The following is a 17,763-nucleotide window of genomic DNA, read 5'->3' on the forward strand; positions in this document are numbered from 1 at the left end:
ATGACGCCGGAGGCTGCTGCGGCACCATGGCGCATCCGCGCACACGGTGTTATCTACGCCCGATGGCATCTCTCCTGAGTACTTTCATCCTGCCGGCAGCAGCCGGCGCCGTGGCGTTGGTGCTGCTGCTCGGCCTCATCAACATGATGCGCGGCGGCTCGCCCAACACCTCGCAAAAGCTGATGCGCTGGCGCGTGCTGCTGCAGTTCGTGGCGATCATCATCGCGATGCTCGCGGTCTGGGCGATGGGGCGTTAGCTATGGTGGTGCTGAACCGCATCTACACGAAGACCGGTGACGACGGCACGACGGCGCTCGGAACCGGCGAGCGGCGTCCGAAATACGATCTGCGCATCGAGGCCTATGGCACCGTCGACGAGACCAATGCCGCGATCGGCGTGGTCAGGCTCCACACCGGGGGCATGCCCGAGCTCGATGCGATGCTCGGCCGCATCCAGAATGATCTGTTCGACCTCGGTGCCGATCTCGCCGTGCCGGAACGGGAGGGGAAAGCCGAACGGCTGCGGGTGGTGACGAGCCAGGTCGAGCGGCTCGAGCGGGACATCGACACGCTCAACGACAAGCTCGCGCCGCTGACCTCCTTCGTGCTTCCCGGCGGCACGCCTGCCGCTGCCTATCTGCATGTCGCGCGCACGATATGCCGCAGGGCGGAACGGGTAATCGTGGAACTGGCGGCCCGGCCCGGCGAGCCGGTCAACGCGGCTGGCATCCAATATATGAACCGCCTGTCCGACTTCCTGTTCGTGGCGAGCCGGACCGCCAACGGCAATGGTGCGGGCGACGTACTCTGGGTTCCCGGCCAGAACCGCTGACCCATCCGGCGCCCGCATTTCAGAAGGCCAAAATTAGACCCGTTCGCGCGTTGACCGGGGCAGATCAGGCCTTTAGGTTCCGCGCCAGTTGATAACCCCCCTCCCAAATTGAGTGAAAGAGGATCGATGAAGGTCTTGGTGCCGGTAAAGCGGGTGGTCGATTACAACGTCAAGGTCCGCGTTAAGGGCGATGGATCGGGCGTTGAACTCGCCAACGTCAAAATGTCCATGAATCCGTTCGATGAAATCGCAGTCGAGGAAGCGCTGCGCCTGAAGGAAGGCGGCAAGGCGACCGAGGTCGTGGTGGTCTCGATTGGACCTGCGCAGGCGTCGGAGACGATCCGCACCGGTCTTGCCATGGGCGCCGACCGCGGCATCCTGGTGAAGGCCGAGGGCAGTGTCGAGCCGCTCGCAGTTGCCAAGATCCTGAAGAAGGTTGCTGAAGAAGAGCAGCCGGGCCTGATCATCCTCGGCAAGCAGGCGATCGACGACGACAGCAACCAGACCGGCCAGATGCTGGCCGCGCTGCTGGGCTGGGCGCAGGCGACCTTCGCCTCCAAGCTCGAGGTCGAAGGGTCCGACTTCAAGGTCACCCGCGAAGTCGACGGCGGCCTCCAGACCGTGAAGCTGAAGGGACCGGCGATCGTCACCACCGACCTCCGCCTCAACGAGCCGCGCTACGCCTCGCTGCCCAACATCATGAAGGCCAAGAAGAAGCCGATCGCGGAGAAGACCGTCGCCGATTACGGCGTCGACGTCGCCGCGCGCCTCGAGGTGCTCAAGACCACGGAGCCGGCGGGCCGCAAGGCAGGCGTCAAGGTGAAGGACGTCGCCGAGCTGGTGTCGAAACTCAAGAACGAAGCCGGGGTGCTCTGATGACGACGCTTCTGATTGCCGAACACGACAATGCGTCGCTCAAGGATGCGACCAACAAGGCCCTGACCGCGGCCGCCGCGCTCGGTGCGGATGTCGAGGTGCTGGTCGCCGGCCAGAACGCCAAGGCCGCGGCCGATGCCGCCGCCAAGCTCGCCGGCGTCAAGAAGGTGTTGCTCGCCGATGGCGACCTCTACGCGCACGATCTCGCCGAGCCGCTGGCTGCACTGGTGGTGTCGCTGGCGCCCGGCTATGACGCGATCGTCGCGCCCGCGACCTCGCGCTTCAAGAACGTGATGCCGCGCATCGCCGCCCTGCTTGACGTCATGCAGGTCTCGGAGATCATCAAGGTGGTGGCCCCCGACACGTTCGAACGTCCGATCTACGCCGGCAACGCCATCCAGACGGTGAAGTCGAAGGACGCCAAGAAGGTCATCACGGTGCGCACCTCCACCTTCGCCGCAGCGGGCGAAGGCGGCAGCGCGCCGGTCGAGAGCGTGGCGGCAGCGGCCGATCCCGGCCTGTCGTCGTTCCTCGGCGAGGAAGTCGCCAAGAGCGACCGTCCCGAGCTGACCTCGGCGAAGATCATCGTCTCCGGTGGCCGCGCCATGCAGAGCCGCGAGAACTTCGCCAAATACATCGAGCCGCTCGCCGACAAGCTCGGCGCCGGCGTCGGTGCCTCGCGCGCGGCGGTCGACGCCGGTTATGCGCCGAACGACTGGCAGGTCGGACAGACCGGCAAGGTCGTGGCGCCCGAGCTCTACGTCGCGGTCGGCATTTCCGGCGCGATCCAGCATCTGGCCGGCATGAAGGACTCCAAGGTGATCGTCGCGATCAACAAGGACGAGGACGCGCCGATCTTCCAGGTTGCCGATTACGGCCTGGTCGCCGATCTCTACCAGGCGGTTCCGGAGCTGACGGCTGAACTCGGTAAGCTCGGCAAGTAAGAGCATCAAACACCGGCCGGAGGGATAAAACTCCGGCCGGTGTTGCATTTTGAGGCGCTTTCTTTGGCGTTGGGCGCGCCTTCGAAGCGATCCAATCTAGGTTTCGAGCCAAGGTTCTGATTAAATCGGACCTCCCGGCTCAAGGGGATAGGCAGGGTGCGCTCGTCGCGCGCCGTTCCGGTGGATGACATGATGGCGGCAGTGATCAAGAAGGTCGGCGTGATCGGCGCGGGTCAGATGGGCAATGGCATCGCTCATGTTGCGGCGCTGGCCGGCTTCGACGTGGTGCTCAACGACATCTCGGCCGACCGCCTCAAGTCGGGGATGGCCACCATCAACGGCAATCTGGCGCGACAGGTCTCCAGGAAGGCCGTCACCGAGGACGACAAGACCAAGGCGATCGCGCGCATCACGCTCGCCGAGAAGCTCGATGACCTCGCCGACTGCGACCTCGTGATCGAGACCGCGGTCGAGAAGGAAGAGGTCAAGCGCAAGATCTTCCACGAGCTCTGCGCCGTGTTGAAGCCGGAAGCGATCGTCGCCTCCGATACGTCGTCGATCTCGATCACGCGGCTGGCCGCCGCCACCGACCGTCCCGAGCGCTTCATCGGCATTCACTTCATGAACCCGGTGCCGTTGATGGAGCTGGTGGAGCTGATCCGGGGCATCGCCACCGACGACTCCACCTTCGAGACCGCCAAGGAATTCGTCGGCAAGCTCGGCAAGCAGGTCGCGGTCTCCGAGGATTTCCCGGCCTTCATCGTCAACCGCATCCTGCTGCCGATGATCAACGAGGCCATCTACACGCTGTACGAAGGCGTCGGCAATGTCGAGGCGATCGACGCGGCGATGAAGCTCGGGGCCCATCATCCCATGGGCCCGCTCGAGCTCGCCGATTTCATCGGCCTCGACACCTGCCTTTCCATCATGCAGGTGCTGCATGAGGGGCTGGCGGACTCCAAGTACCGCCCGTGCCCGCTGCTGGTGAAATACGTCGAGGCCGGCTGGCTCGGCCGCAAGACCCAGCGCGGCTTCTACGATTACCGAGGCGCCAAGCCGGTTCCGACGCGCTGATCTACCTCGTGACAATTCATGTCGCGTTAACCCCTCACGCCTAGGTTACGGCCGGTAAGAGGGTTCGCGTAATGGACATGATGGCGATGGTCAGCAGCATGCTGGCCGCTCAGCAAGGCGCACTGCAGTCGAATATCGCGGCGACGCTGACCAAGCAGAACATGGACATGGAAAAGTCGACCGTCCTGACGCTGATGGGCGCGGGCCAACCCTCGCTGGCCAATGTCGGCCCCGGCGTCGGTGGCAATCTCAACGTCACCGCCTGAATTCCTTAAAGCGATGCGGCGGCCTTGCCCGTCGCGGCCCGGATCAGCTTGAGCGCATCCTCGCTCGCCCATTCCGCCGGCCCGGCGATCGTCGCGATCTCGCAGCCCTGCGGGTCGACCAGCACCGAGGTCGGCATGCCGAGCGCCCGGCCTATGGCCTTAAGATCCTGGAACACCTTGGCTTTCTGGTCGCTGAAATAGGCGAGGCGGGTCAGATTGGCCTCTTTGAGGAAGGTCTTGGGCTTGTCCGGGTCGCGGGTGTCGATGTTGATCGCCACCACGTCGAAATTCGGGCCCGCCAGCTTGCCCTGGAGCTCGTCCAGCGCCGGCATCTCCTTGCGGCAGGGCACGCACCACGTGGCCCAGAGGTTTACCAGCAGCGTCTTGCCGCGAAAGTCGGACAGCTTTTTCGGCTTGCCGTCGGCGTCCTCGAAGGCGAGGTCTGGCAGCTTCAACGGGGCGCTCGCCATGGTCAGCGCGGCCACCTCGCCATGCGCCAGCGGCGCGATCTTCTGCGCCGTGGCCACCGCGGACCGGCAGGCCGGATCGCCCGATGGCGACCGGCTCAGGCCGAGCCCATACAGCGCGGCGAAGCCGGCCAGGCCCGCGATCGCCAGGGTGGCGATGACGAGGGGGACGCGGCGCGTGGCAGAGGGCTTCTTGTCGAGCATATCGTTTGTCATCCGGTCGCAGATATGGCTATCAGGGGCCTCTTAATACGGCAGGCTGCGGCCGGCAAACGTACGGCAATCAAGGCGTGAGCAGGGGATCATGAGCAACAAGATGTGGGGCGGCCGGTTCTCGGAACGTCCCGACGAGATCATGGAAGAGATCAACGTCTCCATCGACGTCGATCGTCACCTGTTCGCCCAGGACATTGCCGCGTCCAAGGCCCACGCCGCGATGCTGGCCACGCAGGGCATCATCACCGCCTCTGATGCGAAAAATATCGGCAAGGGTCTAGACACGATTTTGTCAGAGATCGGCAAGGGCGGCTTCGAATTCAAGCGCGCCCTCGAGGACATTCACATGAATGTCGAGAGCCGCCTGTCGGAGCTGATCGGCCCCGCCGCCGGAAGGCTGCACACCGCCCGCTCGCGCAACGACCAGGTCGCGACAGATTTCCGTCTGTTCGTCCGCGACGTCATCGACGAGACCGATGCTGCGCTTGCCGCGTTCCAGCAGGCGCTGGCGGAGCGCGCCCTGGAGCATGCCGGCACCGTGATGCCGGGCTTCACGCATCTGCAGACCGCGCAGCCCGTGACCTTCGGCCACCATCTGCTCGCCTATGTCGAGATGGCCGCGCGCGACCGCGGCCGTTTCCAGGACGCGCGCAAGCGGCTGAACGAATCCCCGCTCGGCGCTGCCGCGCTCGCCGGAACCTCGTTCCCGATCGACCGCCACGCCACCGCGAAGGCGCTCCTGTTCGACCGCCCGATGGCGAACTCGCTCGATGCGGTCTCCGACCGCGACTTCGTGCTGGAGACGCTGTCGGCAGCCTCGATCTGCGCCGTGCACATGTCGCGCTTCGCCGAGGAAATCGTGATCTGGACCTCGCCGCTGGTCGGCCTGATCCGGCTCAGCGACAAGTTCACCACCGGCTCTTCGATCATGCCCCAGAAGCGCAATCCCGATGCCGCCGAGCTGGTGCGGGCCAAGACCGGGCGCGTGATCGGCGCGCTCAACGGCCTCCTGATCGTGATGAAGGGCCTGCCGCTCGCCTATCAGAAGGACATGCAGGAGGACAAGCAGGGCGCCATGGAGGGCTTTGCCGCGCTGTCGCTCGCGATCCGCGCCATGACCGGCATGGTCCGCGACCTCGTGCCGGATGAAGCGAAGATGAAAGCGGCCGCGGGCGAGGGTTACGCCACCGCGACCGACCTCGCCGACTGGCTGGTGCGGACCCTGAAGATGCCGTTCCGCGAGGCCCACCACGTCACCGGCCGCATCGTCGCCAAGGCCGCCGAGGGGGGCGTGGCGCTGCACGAGCTGCCGCTCAAGGAGATGCAGGCGATCGAGCCCAAGATCACCAAGGACGTGCTCGGCGTGCTCTCGGTCGAATCGTCGGTGAAGAGCCGGACCAGCTTCGGCGGCACTGCGCCAAAGAACGTGGCGTCGCAGGCCAAGGCCTGGGCGAAGCGGTTGGAAAAAGAGCGAAAATCTGGCTGAGGGCAAAATTTCGCTTATGTTTCATGGTCATCCGGCTCTCGCCAGAGCGCGCCAATCTCTGTATGGTGCGGCCCGCGTAGTGGGGATTTCGTCGTGACGTCAAAGTTTCGCCCGGCCGGTTCGGGGTGGGCCATCATTGTCTTGAGCCTGACGGCGCTCGCGCTTGCCGGATGCGGCCGCAAGGGCCCGCTGGATCTGCCGCCGACCGCTTCCACCGCTGGCGGTGCCGCACCGACCGATACCGAAGCCGAAGCCCAGAGGACGCCGAGCGTGTTCAACCCCACCTACGGGGTGGATGCCGCGCCCGCCGCAGCCAAGGGCAGGAAGAAGCCGTTCATTCTAGATCCGCTCCTGGACGACCCTCCCGCCAAGAGATAAGCCGGGACAAGCGAGCCTGCGCCATGAACCATTTCGACTATCGCAACGGCGTGCTGCACGCCGAGGCGGTGAACCTGTCCGAGCTGGCCGCGACCGTCGGCACTCCGTTCTATTGCTATTCGACCGCAACGCTCGAGCGGCACTACCGCGTCTTCACGGAGGCCTTCGCCGGCGAGAAGGTGCTGGTTTGCTACGCCATGAAGGCGAACTCCAACCAGTCGGTGCTGCGCACGCTGGCCAAGCTGGGCGCCGGCGCCGACGTGGTCTCGGGCGGCGAGTTGAAGCGCGCGCTGGCCGCCGGCATTCCCGCCAGCAAGATCGTGTTCTCAGGTGTTGGCAAGACGGAAGACGAGCTGCGCGCGGCGCTCGCCGCCGACATCCTCTGTCTCAACGTCGAATCCGAGCCTGAGCTGGAGTTGCTCTCGCGCCTTGCGACCGAAATGGGCAAGACCGCGCGGATCTCGTTGCGCGTCAATCCCGACGTCGACGCCGGCACGCATGCCAAGATCTCCACCGGCAAGTCCGAGAACAAGTTCGGCATCCCGATCGTGCATGCCCGCGAGGTCTATGCGCGGGCCGCAAGGCTGCCCGGCATCGAGGTGACCGGGACCGACGTTCATATCGGCAGCCAGATCACCGATCTCTCCGGCATGGAGACCGCCTTCCGCATCCTCTCCGAATTCGTGCAGACGCTGCGTGCCGACGGCCACGACATCAGCCACGTCGATTTCGGCGGCGGCCTCGGCATTCCCTACGACATGGACCGCGAGGCGCCGCCGGAGCCGGCCGCCTATGCCGCCATGGTCAAGCGCGTCAGCCATAATCTCGGCTGCACGCTGATGTTCGAGCCGGGCCGCATGATCGTCGGCAATGCCGGCATCCTGGTCGCCAAGGTGATCTATGTGAAGCACGGCGACGGCAAGAATTTCGTCATCATCGACGCCGCGATGAATGATTTGATCCGCCCGACGCTGTACGAGGCCCATCACGACATCCTGCCCGTGATGCAGCCTGCCAAGGGTGCGGCGACGATCATCGCCGACGTCGTCGGCCCGGTCTGCGAGACCGGTGACTATCTCGCGCTCGACCGCACGCTCCCGACGCCGAAGGCGGGCGATCTCCTCGCCATCATGACCGCGGGCGCCTATGGCGCCGTCCAGGCCGGCACCTACAACACGCGCCCGCTGGTGCCCGAGGTGCTGGTGAAGGACGATCAATACGCCGTGGTGCGCCCGCGCATCGAGGTCGAGCAGCTCATCGCGATGGATAAGCCCGCGCCCTGGCTGTGAGGGCTACTTCCCCGCCAAGCCGCCCTTTGCTCCACCAACCACAACGCCCGCCTTCCTCTCGATCGGCTTGATCGCCGCGGTGAAATCGGACTCGGCGCCTTCCGAGCTGATCACGGTCTCCCATAGCCGCCCGACAGCATCGGCAACTTCCATCGACAGGCCGAGCTGCTTCATCTCCTCCAGCGCCAGCCGCACGTCCTTCACCATCAGCCCTGTGGCGAAGCCGAAGTCGAACGTGCGTGGCAGCACCGAGCGCGGAAACTTGTCGCGACTCGCCGTGTTCATGCCGGAGCCGGCATTGATGACGTCGATCATCACGGCGGGATCGAGCCCTGCCTTCACGCCCATCACCACCGCTTCCGAGGTCGCTACGATCGCCGTAGCCGACAGGAAATTGTTGGCGAGCTTCATGGTCTGCGCCGCGCCGGGCTTCTCGCCGATGAAGAACACCTTTCCAATCACGTCGAGCGCGGGCTTGAGCAGCTCGAACTCGGCCTTCGGCCCCGACACCATCACCGCCAGCGTTCCCTTCTCGGCGCCGCCGACGCCGCCGGACACCGGGCTGTCGATCTGCACGATTTGGCGCTTGGCGAGCAGTCCGTGAATCTTCGTCGCCATCGTCGAGCCGACGGTCGACAGATCGATGAAGCGTTTTGCGCGGCTTCCCTCGATCACGCCGTTCGCCCCCGTTGCGACCTCGAGTGAAGCTTGCAGCGAAGGCAAACTCGCCATCACGGTCTCGACCTGGTCGGCGACGTGCTTCGGCGACGTCGCTGGCGTGGCGCCGCGCGCCACCAGTCTGTCGACGACCTCCTTGCGCGTGTCGAACACGACGAGCTTGTGTCCCGCCTCGATCAGCCGCCGCGCCATCGGGAAGCCCATGTTTCCGAGCCCGATGAATCCGATGTCCATGGTGTTTTTCCCTTTTCTCGTCATTGCGAGGAGCGAAGCGACGAAGCAATCCAGACCGTTTCCGCGGAAGGATTCCTGGATTGCTTCGCTCGCAATGACGGAGCAATCAGAGTGAGAGCTGGTGGCCCAGCGTCACGCCTTCCCGTCGATCTCCGCGAACACCTCGCGCGCGATCCGGAAGCTGTCGACCGCGGCGGGCATGCCGCCGTAGATCGCGACCTGCATCAGGATCTCGCGGATCTCCTCGCGGGTGACGCCGTTGGTCAGCGCGCCCTTGAGGTGCGCGCGAAACTCGTGCTGGCGGTTGAGGATCGCGATCATGGCGATATTGAGCATGCTGCGGGTCTTGCGCGGCAGCTCCTCGCGGCCCCATACGGTCCCCCAGCAATATTCGTTGAGCATCTCCTGGAACGGACGGTTGAAATCGTCGACGTTCTTCAGGGCGTTGTTGACATAGGCCTCGCCCAGCACCGCTTTGCGGACTTCCAGGCCCTTGTCGTGCATCTTCTTGTCCATGGCGTTTCCTTCGTTTCCCTCGGGGATGGCGCGCGGAAATTACGGGGTTGCGCCGCCCCAGTCACGTCCTCGTGTTATGCGGGAAAAGGAGGCTCTCCCGTACAGGAACGGATGCCTCAGTGCTGCCGTTGTGATAGGCTGTTCTGTACCGGGCAACCTGGAGAGTTGATTGAACGGCGTCACCCCCGACCCGTCAGACCCGATCCGCAACAGCGATGAGCTGTCGCGGCTGAAGCTGGCGCAGGCCCTCGATCGGGCCACTTATGCCATCGCGTGGGAGCGTGCCTGGCCCCATGTGGCGCGCCTTCTGACCGTTGCCGGCCTGTTCCTGGTGGTGTCCTGGGCTGGCCTCTGGCTGGCGCTGCCGTTCATTGCGCGGGCCATCGGCCTTGCCCTCTTTGCCGCGATCGCGGCCGTCGCCCTGTTCCCGTTGATTCGCTTCCGATGGCCGAGCCGCGAGGAAGCGCTCGCCCGGCTCGACCGTGGCTCCGGCGTCCGGCACCGCCCGGCCACCACCCTCACGGACACGCTGACCTCGCAGGACCCGGTCGCGCAGGCGCTGTGGCAGGCGCAGCGCGAGCGGACGCTGGCTTCCATCAAGCGCATCCGCGCCGGTGTGCCGCACCCGCGGCTCGCGCTTCACGATCCTTGGGCGCTGCGCGCGCTCGTCATGGTGATGCTGGTGGCGACGTTCTTCGCCGCGGGCAGCGAGCGTGCGATGCGGCTTGGCGCCGCCTTCGACTGGAATGGGGTGCTGGCGCCGACCAATGTCCGCGTCGATGCCTGGGTAACGCCGCCCCTCTACACCGGGAAGCCGCCGGTCATCCTGTCCGCCGCCAACAGGGAGGCTGCGGCGTTGCCCGCCAGCGGCCCGCTCGCCGTTCCCGCCGGCTCCACCCTGATCGTGCGCTCCTCCGGCGGCAGCCTGGACGTGGCCGTTTCCGGCGGCATCAAGGAGGTCGCTCCCACTGAAGCCGCACCCAAGGGCACCAACGAAAGGCATTTTGTCATCTCCGGCGACGGCACCGCGCATGTCCGCGCGCCCTCCGGCCAGCCGCAATGGGCGTTTGCGGCAACGCCGGACCGCGCGCCGACGATCGCACTCGCCAAGGACCCGGAGCGCCAGGCGCGCGGCGCGCTCCAGCTCTCCTACAAGATCGAGGACGATTACGGCGTCACCGGCGCCGAGGCCAAATTTGCCCCGCGTTCGATCGATGCCCGGGACGGCAGCAAAGCTGCGGGCGACAAGGCTGCTGCCGGCGACGGCGACGCCCGGACGGCTCCGCGTCCGCTGTTCCAGCCGCCTCAATTCCCGCTTGCGCTGCCGAATGCGCGGACCCGCAACGGCGTCGGACAGTCGGTGAAGGATCTCAGCGAGGATCCCTATGCCGGCGCCGAGGTCACGCTGACCCTCACGGCCAAGGACGAGGCCGGAAATGAGGCTACGAGCGAACCGTTCAACATGCGCCTGCCCGAACGGCTCTTCACCAAGCCGCTGGCACGTGCACTGATCGAGCAGCGCCGCATTCTCGCGCTCGACGCCAACAAGAATTCCGACGTGTATGCCGCGCTCGACGCGCTGATGATCGCGCCCGAGATGTTCACGCCGGAGCCCGGGCAATATCTCGGCTTGCACAGCGTTGCCCGACAGCTCGAGGCCGCACGCACCGATGATGCCCTGCGCGAGGTCGTGGCAAGTCTTTGGGCGCTCGCGGTGACGATCGAGGACGGCAAGATCTCCGACGTCGAGAAGGCGTTGCGGGCCGCTCAGGACGCGCTGAAGCAGGCGCTGGAGCGCGGCGCGAGCGACGAGGAGATCAAGAAGCTCACGCAGGATCTGCGTCAGGCGCTGAATGACTTCATGCGCCAGCTCGCCGAGCAGTTCCGCAACAACAATGACCCGCAGCAGCTGGCGCGGCCGCTCGACCCCAATACCAAGGTTCTGCGCCAGCAGGATCTGCAGAACATGATCGACCGCATGGAGCGCCTGTCGCGCTCCGGCGACAAGGATGCCGCCAAACAGTTGCTCGAGCAGCTCCAGCAGATGTTGGAAGGCCTCCAGATGGCGCAGCCGGGACAGTCCGGCGAGAGCGACATGGAGCAGGCGCTCAACGAGCTCGGCGACATGATCCGCAAGCAGCAACAATTGCGCGACAAGACCTTCAAGCAGGGCCAGGATTCCCGACGCGAGCGTTCGCGCGGCAAGCAGCAGCAGGGCGATCAGTCCATGTCGGAGCTGCAGCAGGACCAGCAGGGACTGCGCGACCGCCTTAAGAAGCTGCAGGACGAGCTTGCCAAGCGCGGGCTCACGCAGAAGGGAGAAAAGGGACAGAAAGGCCAACAGGGACAGAAGGGCCAGCCAGGGGAGCAGGGCCAGCCCGGCCAGAACGGCGATCAGGACGGCGACCAGGGCGATGACGACGGTAGTCTGGACGCTGCCGACGGCGCCATGGGCGATGCGGGATCAAAGCTCGGCGAAGGCAATGCCGACGGCGCCGTGGACTCGCAGGGCAAGGCGCTCGACGCGATGCGCAAGGGTGCGCAGAAGATGGCCGAGGCGATGCAGCAGGGCGATGGTGACGGTCAGGGCGACGGCCCCGGCCAACGCGCCGGCCGTCAGCAGAGCGGTGGCAACCAGACCGACCCGCTGGGCCGTCCGCTGCATGGGCGCGAATATGGCGACGATTATACGGTCAAGATTCCCGGCGAGATCGACACCCAGCGTGTCCGCCGCATTCTCGAAGAGCTCCGCCGTCGTCTCGGCGATCCCTCGCGCCCGCAGATCGAGCTCGACTATATCGAGCGGCTGCTGAAGGAGTTTTGAGGCTCGCGTAGCCCGGATGAGCGAAGCGATATCCGGGACCGCTGCTCCCGCATGTCGCTTCGCTCATGCGGGCTACGACACCGGCGGGTTGCTACCCCTTCCTCGCCGCCAGCGCATCCGCTACCGCCGTGCGGATGTCGGCGACCGAGAAAGGCTTGGTCACGACGTCATGCACCAGCGCGTTCAGGTTCGAGGCGCGCTCGCGCTGGTCGGCAAAGCCGGTCATCAGCAAAATGGTCAGGTCAGGGAAATCGCGGGCGGCGGAGAGCGCCAGCGCGATGCCGTCCATGACCGGCATCTGGATGTCGGTGAGCAACAGGTCGAAAGCGCCATCCTCGCGGGTCAGGATCTCCAGCGCCTCGGCGCCGTCCTGGGCAGTGACGGTCTCGTGGCCGTCCATGGCGATGGCGCGCGCCACCAGCTGGCGCATCGAATCCTCGTCGTCGGCGATCAAGATTTTCGGCATGAGACCAACCTTGGGATCAACCTTCCGTGCGGAACCTCGAGCATGATCCGGAAAAGTGCGTAGCGCCTTTCCGAAAGGATCATGCCCCAACAATAGCCTGATCGGTTATGCGCTGCCGCCGGCAATGTCGCGCCGGTTGAAGAAGCGAACGTCGATATTGCGGCCCTCCGGCGGCGGCGAGGCAAGACGTGAGCGGAAGAAGGCGCGCTCGCCGGGCCGCAGCACCGTCTGTTCCAGCACCGTATTCCAGGCGTATATCTCGGCTCCTTGCGCGTCGCGCACGGCGAAGCGCAGCCGCGGGATGTCGAGCGGCTTCTTGCCTTCGCCGACGATCACCCCCTCGATCACCAGCACCTGCTTACCTTCCACAGTCTCGCTGGAGAGCTTGACGTCCTTGAAGGCGAGGCCCCGCAGGTTCACTTCGAGCCCGACGATCTTGTAGAACGCGGCCGTCTGGGGCAGCAGCCGTACCACGTCGCCGCGCCAGATCACCATTGCCAGCACCAGCGCACCCATCGCAGCGCAGGCGGTCGGCAGGCCAAAATAGGATTTGCGCGGAGCCGCGGGGGCGGCCGGGCGGCTCACTCGCGCGCCGCGGCGGGGGAACAGGCTACGGAACCAGGACTGGTGCTGTGCGCCGGCAGTGTCCTCCTCGGCCTGCCGGGCCGCCGCTGACCACTCATCCTCGGTTTCGCGGGCCTCCTCGTCCGGCCAGTCGCTGGCGATCGACGGGCTGTCGACGACGGGCGTCGTCGTGCTGCCGTCGTCCTTGGCATAGGAGTTCCATTGTTCGGCGAGATCGGACTGGTCGTCGGCTCGGCTGGCTGTGGCCATGGCCGGCACGGATGCTTCCTCGATGGCATCCTCTGGATGGGCGATCCAGGTTTCCTTGCAGCGAGAGCAGCGGACCGCCCGTCCGTTCGCGCCAAGGCTCGCGAGCTTGATGGCGTAGGATGTCATACAATGGGGGCAGACGATATGCATGGACGAGCCTTGATGCACGAACGAGGTGTTGGACAAGTCTTGAGGAACCGGTCGCGAAAAACCGGGCGGCAAGGATGCTCCGAGTTATGCTACAGGGCGACCGTTAACGAACCGGAAACCATAACGGCGGCAAAAGCCGTTGATCGCGCATGGCGGCGCGCAGCCGTGCGGCCCGCGCCCCCTCTCGAACGGAGCTGAACTTGGTTCGGTTCGAAAATGTCGGATTGCGTTACGGCCTGGGGCCGGAGATCCTGCGCGATCTCAGCTTCCAGATCCCGGCACATTCCTTCCAGTTTCTCACCGGACCGTCCGGCGCCGGCAAGACGTCCCTGTTGCGCCTGTTGTTTCTGTCGCATCGGCCGACGCGGGGCCTCGTCAATCTGTTCGGCCACGACATCTCGCAGCTCGGCAAGGACGAGATCGCGGATCTGCGCAAGCGCATCGGCATCGTGCTTCAGGATTTCCGCCTGCTCGACCACATGACGACCTATGAGAACGTCGCGCTTCCGTTCCGCGTCATGGGCCGCAGCGAGTCGAGCTACCGCAAGGAGGTGATCGACCTCCTTCGCTGGGTCGGGCTCGGCGACCGCATGGACGCGTTGCCGCCGATCCTGTCGGGCGGCGAGAAGCAGCGCGCGGCGATCGCGCGCGCCGTGATCTCGCGGCCGCAGCTGCTGCTCGCGGACGAGCCGACCGGCAGCGTCGACCCGACGCTCGGCCGCCGCCTGCTGCGACTCTTCATCGAGCTCAACAAATCGGGCACCGCCGTCATCATCGCCACGCACGACATCGGCCTGATGGATCAGTACGAGGCGCGGCGCCTGGTGCTGCATCAGGGACGGTTGCACGTCTATGAGTAGGAGTGACGAGCGCGGCGTGCTGGTCGATCTCGGACAGGAGCGTCCGCAGCTTCCGGCCAGGGCGCGCAACATGTCGCCGATCGTGCCGCGCGCCTCGATCCATGGCCGCGCGCTGGTCGCCGTCGTCGCCATCATGACCTTCCTCGCCTCGATGGCCACGGGCACGGTGCTGCTGGTCAGTGCCTCCGCCGCCGAATGGCAGTCGGATGTCGCGAGCGAGATCACCATCCAGGTCCGCCCGCAGGCCGGCCGCGACCTCGAGCGCGACACCGCAGCCGTGACGGAGGCGATGCGCGCGCAGGCCGGCATCGTCGAGGTCAAGCCGTTCACCAGGGAGGAGAGCGGCAAGCTGCTCGAGCCCTGGCTCGGCACCGGCCTGTCGATGGACGATCTGCCGGTGCCGCGCATGATCATCGCGCGCGTGCAGCCGGGTACGCCGCTCGATCTCGGCACCTTGCGCGCGCGCGTGACGCAGGTCGCGCCGGGCGCCAGCGTCGACGATCACCGCGCCTGGATCGAGCGCATGCGCCTGATGACAAACGCCACCGTGCTGGCCGGACTCGGCATCCTCGCGCTCGTCATCATCGCCACGATCATCTCGGTTTCGTTTGCGACCCGCGGCGCCATGGCGGCGAACCGTCCGATCGTCGAGGTCCTGCATTTCGTCGGCGCCGGCGACCGCTACATCGCCAATCACTTCCTGCGCCATTTCCTCAGGCTGGGCCTCGAGGGCGGCGTGATCGGCGGCGGCGCCGCCATGCTGGTGTTCGGCTTCTCGGAGTCCGTCGCAGGCTGGTTTTCCGGCACCCCCGTCGGCGACCAGTTCGCCGCGCTGCTCGGCACCTTCTCGCTGCGGCCATCAGGCTACATCGTGCTCGCGATCCAGGCCGTGCTGATCGGAGGTGTCACCGCGGTAGCCTCGCGCCAGACGCTGTTTGCGACGTTGAATGATGTTGATTGAGTGCAGTTTTCTTACTTCTCCCCTTGTGGGAGAAGGTGGCATAGGCGGCCTTCGGCCGCCGTTCTCAGAGAACGCCGAAGCAAAGCTTCGGCTACGGCGCCGGATGAGGGGTTCTCTCCGCGTGCTCAGTGCAACAGGATCATTCGCGGAGAGAACCCCTCACCCGCCTCGCCGCTAAGCGGCGAGCCACCTTCTCCGACAAGGGGAGAGGGTAAAGAAACCGGACTCCACTTCGCCTCAAAACGTCTTAAAATCAGCTCAGGGAACGGATCAACGACATCGCATGACCTCGCCGACCGACGATCGATCGCCGAAACTGCCGCGCGGCTGGCTGCGCGCGACAATCGTGTCGACGATCGCGCTTGCCTTCGTCTGCGGGGCGGCAGGCTTCATTGCGTTCCTGTCGCAATTGCGTGGCGCCGAGACGGTGCCGGACCGCAGGGCCGACGGCATCGTGGTGCTGACCGGCGGCTCCTCGCGGGTATCGGACGCCATGGAGTTGCTTGCTGCCGGTTACGGCAGGCGGCTCCTGATCTCCGGCGTGCATCCGACCTCGACGGCGAACGACATCTCCCGGACGTTGCCGGAGAACCAGTCCTTCATGGCCTGTTGCGTCGACCTCGACCGCACCGCGCTCTCGACCCGCGGCAACGCGGCGGAAGCGCGGCGCTGGGCCGAGGGGCGCCGCTTCAAATCGCTCATCGTGGTCACCTCCAACTATCACATGCCGCGCGCGCTGGTGGAATTTTCGCATGCGATGCCACAGGCGACGCTGATTCCCTTCGTGGTGGTTGGCGACAAATGGCGCGAGGAGCCGTGGTGGACCTCCGGCTCGACGCTGCGGCTGCTCCTGTTGGAATATGTCAAGTACATCGCGGCAGAGCTCAGGGTGCGGCTGGAGGATTTCGGGATTGACCTCGTGCCCGAGATGTCGGAGCAGCCTGCAGGTCAGCGGCCGAAGCGGCCCGCCACCGCACAGGCCAGTTGATCGACAATTGATCGGACTATCGATGTTCCCAATTTTTCTGCGCTCGCTCGTGTTCAACGTGCTGTTCTACGCCGTGCTGGTGTGCCTCGCGATCGTGGCGCTGCCGACCTTCGCGCTGCCGCCGCGCGCGATGCTGACGGTGGCGGAATGGTGGGCCAAGGCGACGCTGTTCCTGATGCGCGTGGTCTGCAACATCAGGGTAGAATTCCGCGGTGTCGAGAATATCCCGAAGGGACCGCTGCTGATCGTGGCGAAGCATCAGTCGTTCTGGGAGACCTTCGTGCTGCCGGGTTTCTTCAACCGCCCGATCTTCATCCTCAAGCGACAGCTCATGCAGATCCCGGTGTTCGGCCAGTTCCTCGTCAAGACCGGGATGATCGCAATCGACCGCAATGCCGGCGTGAAGGCGCTCCTGGACATGACGCGGCGCGCGCGCGAGGCGGTGCGCAGCGGAAAGCAGCTCGTCATCTTTCCGGAAGGCACGCGCCGCGCGCCGGGCGCGCCGCCCGACTACAAGACCGGCTTTGCGCAGATCTATTCGTCCTGCGGCGTGCCGTGCCTGCCGATCGCGCTCAACTCCGGCCTGTTCTGGCCGCGCCGCACCTTCATGCGCTATCCCGGCACGCTGGTGGTGGAATTCCTCGATCCGCTGCCGCCGGGCCTGCCGAAGGACGAGTTTCTCTCCCGCGTGCAAGCCGCGATCGAAGACGCGACCGTCCGCCTCGTCGAAGCAGGCCGCAAGGAGCAGGAGCAACTGATCGGCTCGGCGCCGAGCTACGCGCCAACGAGCGGCTAGCGGCTTTCGCGATCTTCGTTCGGGGCCGGCGCGCGCGGGGAATGCGCATCACCATGAAGCATCGATGCGAGCTGATGCAGCTGCGCGTCGCGAAAGCCTTCGGCCTCGATCGCCTTCACCGTCGCGGTCACGTAATCGCGATTGGCGCCGGACTGGCCGTGGCCCTGGACGACATGGCGGTGCTGCTCGGCGAGCGACAGCCGGCCGGCATATTGCACATGGCCGCGGTCGACGACGTAAGCGAGTGCGGAGACACGCTGGCGCGCATCATTCTCCAGCCACACCGAGCGCATCACCTCGCGATAGACCGACGTGACCTGCTCGCGCGCGCGCAAATAGGCGACGACGTCGGCACGGTTCTTCTCGGCGACGCGGAAGGCGATGCCGCGGCAGGCGCCGCCGCGGTCCAGCCCGAGCACCAGGCCCGGTTTTTCCGGCGTGCCGCGATGTACGAAGGAATAGACGCAGAGCGCGCGATGCTCGCCGACCAGCCTCGCCGGGACGCGCTCCTCGAAGTCGAAGCCCGGTCGCCACATCAGCGAGCCGTAGCCGAACACCCAGAGGTCGCCCGTGGCGGTGGTAACGGAGGGGAGGGTGATTTCGGACATTTCGGGAACGGCTACCAGAA

Annotated in this window: 20 protein-coding genes; 14 read left to right on the forward strand and 6 right to left on the reverse strand. The window is 65.8% G+C overall.

Going from position 1 to position 17,763, the window contains the following annotated elements:
* Nucleotides 1-62 precede the first annotated feature (62 nt).
* From AX729_RS15645 to AX729_RS15670, 6 genes are all read left to right on the forward strand, one after another.
* Entirely contained in the window at nucleotides 63-257 is a 195-nt protein-coding gene (locus AX729_RS15645; RefSeq protein ID WP_028178512.1) for a twin transmembrane helix small protein, read from the forward strand.
* 2 nt (nucleotides 258-259) lie between these two features.
* Nucleotides 260-832 (forward strand): cob(I)yrinic acid a,c-diamide adenosyltransferase, encoded by a 573-nt coding sequence (locus tag AX729_RS15650; protein WP_061024537.1) that lies wholly within the window; start codon nucleotides 260-262, stop codon nucleotides 830-832.
* Between the two features lie 126 nt (nucleotides 833-958).
* Nucleotides 959-1,708 carry an electron transfer flavoprotein subunit beta/FixA family protein gene (locus tag AX729_RS15655; protein ID WP_061024539.1) on the forward strand — a complete coding sequence of 250 codons (750 nt, stop codon included), beginning with the start codon at nucleotides 959-961 and terminating at the stop codon, nucleotides 1,706-1,708.
* Nucleotides 1,708-2,652, forward strand: coding sequence for an electron transfer flavoprotein subunit alpha/FixB family protein (locus AX729_RS15660; protein ID WP_061024540.1), 945 nt, complete (start codon nucleotides 1,708-1,710; stop codon nucleotides 2,650-2,652). Before AX729_RS15655 ends, AX729_RS15660 begins: the two co-directional genes overlap by 1 nt.
* 192 nt (nucleotides 2,653-2,844) lie before the next feature.
* Nucleotides 2,845-3,726, forward strand: a complete 882-nt coding sequence (locus AX729_RS15665; protein ID WP_061024651.1) for a 3-hydroxybutyryl-CoA dehydrogenase — start codon at nucleotides 2,845-2,847, stop codon at nucleotides 3,724-3,726.
* A 71-nt stretch (nucleotides 3,727-3,797) separates the two neighbouring features.
* Nucleotides 3,798-3,992 carry a putative motility protein gene (locus AX729_RS15670; RefSeq protein ID WP_061024541.1) on the forward strand — a complete coding sequence of 65 codons (195 nt, stop codon included), beginning with the start codon at nucleotides 3,798-3,800 and terminating at the stop codon, nucleotides 3,990-3,992.
* Nucleotides 3,993-3,997: 5 nt separating this feature from the next.
* Here the strand turns inward: AX729_RS15670 and tlpA are convergent, their stop codons facing one another.
* Nucleotides 3,998-4,663, reverse strand: coding sequence for a thiol:disulfide interchange protein TlpA (gene tlpA / locus AX729_RS15675; protein WP_061024653.1), 666 nt, complete (start codon nucleotides 4,661-4,663; stop codon nucleotides 3,998-4,000).
* 100 nt (nucleotides 4,664-4,763) lie between these two features.
* Between tlpA and argH the strand changes: the two genes are divergently transcribed.
* From argH to lysA, 3 genes are all read left to right on the forward strand, one after another.
* Nucleotides 4,764-6,161, forward strand: a complete 1,398-nt coding sequence (argH, locus tag AX729_RS15680; protein ID WP_061024543.1) for an argininosuccinate lyase — start codon at nucleotides 4,764-4,766, stop codon at nucleotides 6,159-6,161.
* A 93-nt stretch (nucleotides 6,162-6,254) separates the two neighbouring features.
* A complete protein-coding gene (gene lptM, locus AX729_RS15685; protein WP_061024545.1) occupies nucleotides 6,255-6,539 on the forward strand; it encodes an LPS translocon maturation chaperone LptM in 285 nt (94 codons plus the stop codon).
* A gap of 23 nt (nucleotides 6,540-6,562) precedes the next feature.
* Nucleotides 6,563-7,828: a diaminopimelate decarboxylase gene (gene lysA / locus AX729_RS15690; protein WP_061024547.1), complete on the forward strand. Its 1,266-nt coding sequence runs from the start codon at nucleotides 6,563-6,565 to the stop codon at nucleotides 7,826-7,828.
* 3 nt (nucleotides 7,829-7,831) lie between these two features.
* Here lysA and AX729_RS15695 read toward each other — a convergent pair whose 3' ends face one another.
* Entirely contained in the window at nucleotides 7,832-8,740 is a 909-nt protein-coding gene (locus AX729_RS15695; RefSeq protein ID WP_061024548.1) for an NAD(P)-dependent oxidoreductase, read from the reverse strand.
* Between the two features lie 132 nt (nucleotides 8,741-8,872).
* On the reverse strand, nucleotides 8,873-9,256 hold the full coding sequence (locus AX729_RS15700; RefSeq protein WP_028134137.1) for a carboxymuconolactone decarboxylase family protein: 384 nt from the start codon (nucleotides 9,254-9,256) through the stop codon (nucleotides 8,873-8,875).
* A gap of 169 nt (nucleotides 9,257-9,425) precedes the next feature.
* Between AX729_RS15700 and AX729_RS15705 the strand changes: the two genes are divergently transcribed.
* Entirely contained in the window at nucleotides 9,426-12,080 is a 2,655-nt protein-coding gene (locus AX729_RS15705; protein ID WP_061024550.1) for a TIGR02302 family protein, read from the forward strand.
* Between the two features lie 91 nt (nucleotides 12,081-12,171).
* Here AX729_RS15705 and AX729_RS15710 read toward each other — a convergent pair whose 3' ends face one another.
* Both AX729_RS15710 and AX729_RS15715 read right to left on the reverse strand, forming a co-directional pair.
* Nucleotides 12,172-12,546 carry a response regulator gene (locus AX729_RS15710; RefSeq protein WP_061024552.1) on the reverse strand — a complete coding sequence of 125 codons (375 nt, stop codon included), beginning with the start codon at nucleotides 12,544-12,546 and terminating at the stop codon, nucleotides 12,172-12,174.
* 105 nt (nucleotides 12,547-12,651) lie between these two features.
* Nucleotides 12,652-13,530 carry an MJ0042-type zinc finger domain-containing protein gene (locus AX729_RS15715; RefSeq protein WP_061024655.1) on the reverse strand — a complete coding sequence of 293 codons (879 nt, stop codon included), beginning with the start codon at nucleotides 13,528-13,530 and terminating at the stop codon, nucleotides 12,652-12,654.
* A gap of 200 nt (nucleotides 13,531-13,730) precedes the next feature.
* On the opposite strand from AX729_RS15715, the gene ftsE reads away from it, so the two are divergent.
* The 4 genes from ftsE (at nucleotide 13,731) to AX729_RS15735 (ending at nucleotide 17,135) form a co-directional block, all read left to right on the forward strand.
* The gene (gene ftsE / locus AX729_RS15720) at nucleotides 13,731-14,390 is read left to right on the forward strand and encodes a cell division ATP-binding protein FtsE (protein ID WP_018646542.1); all 660 of its coding nucleotides are present in this window, start codon (nucleotides 13,731-13,733) and stop codon (nucleotides 14,388-14,390) included.
* Complete coding sequence (locus AX729_RS15725; RefSeq protein ID WP_061024554.1) at nucleotides 14,383-15,351, forward strand: cell division protein FtsX; 969 nt, start codon at nucleotides 14,383-14,385, stop codon at nucleotides 15,349-15,351. The genes ftsE and AX729_RS15725 overlap by 8 nt, the downstream gene beginning before the upstream one ends.
* A 283-nt stretch (nucleotides 15,352-15,634) precedes the next feature.
* On the forward strand, nucleotides 15,635-16,339 hold the full coding sequence (locus tag AX729_RS15730; RefSeq protein WP_061024556.1) for a YdcF family protein: 705 nt from the start codon (nucleotides 15,635-15,637) through the stop codon (nucleotides 16,337-16,339).
* A gap of 22 nt (nucleotides 16,340-16,361) precedes the next feature.
* Nucleotides 16,362-17,135: a lysophospholipid acyltransferase family protein gene (locus tag AX729_RS15735; RefSeq protein WP_061024558.1), complete on the forward strand. Its 774-nt coding sequence runs from the start codon at nucleotides 16,362-16,364 to the stop codon at nucleotides 17,133-17,135.
* Here AX729_RS15735 and AX729_RS15740 read toward each other — a convergent pair.
* Complete coding sequence (locus AX729_RS15740) at nucleotides 17,132-17,743, reverse strand: gamma-glutamylcyclotransferase (protein ID WP_061024560.1); 612 nt, start codon at nucleotides 17,741-17,743, stop codon at nucleotides 17,132-17,134. The two genes, AX729_RS15735 and AX729_RS15740, sit on opposite strands and share 4 nt — an antisense overlap.
* Nucleotides 17,744-17,763 lie beyond the last annotated feature (20 nt).

The sequence above is a fragment of the Bradyrhizobium sp. CCH5-F6 genome (genome assembly GCF_001556045.1).
Taxonomy (GTDB): Bacteria; Pseudomonadota; Alphaproteobacteria; order Rhizobiales; family Xanthobacteraceae; genus Bradyrhizobium.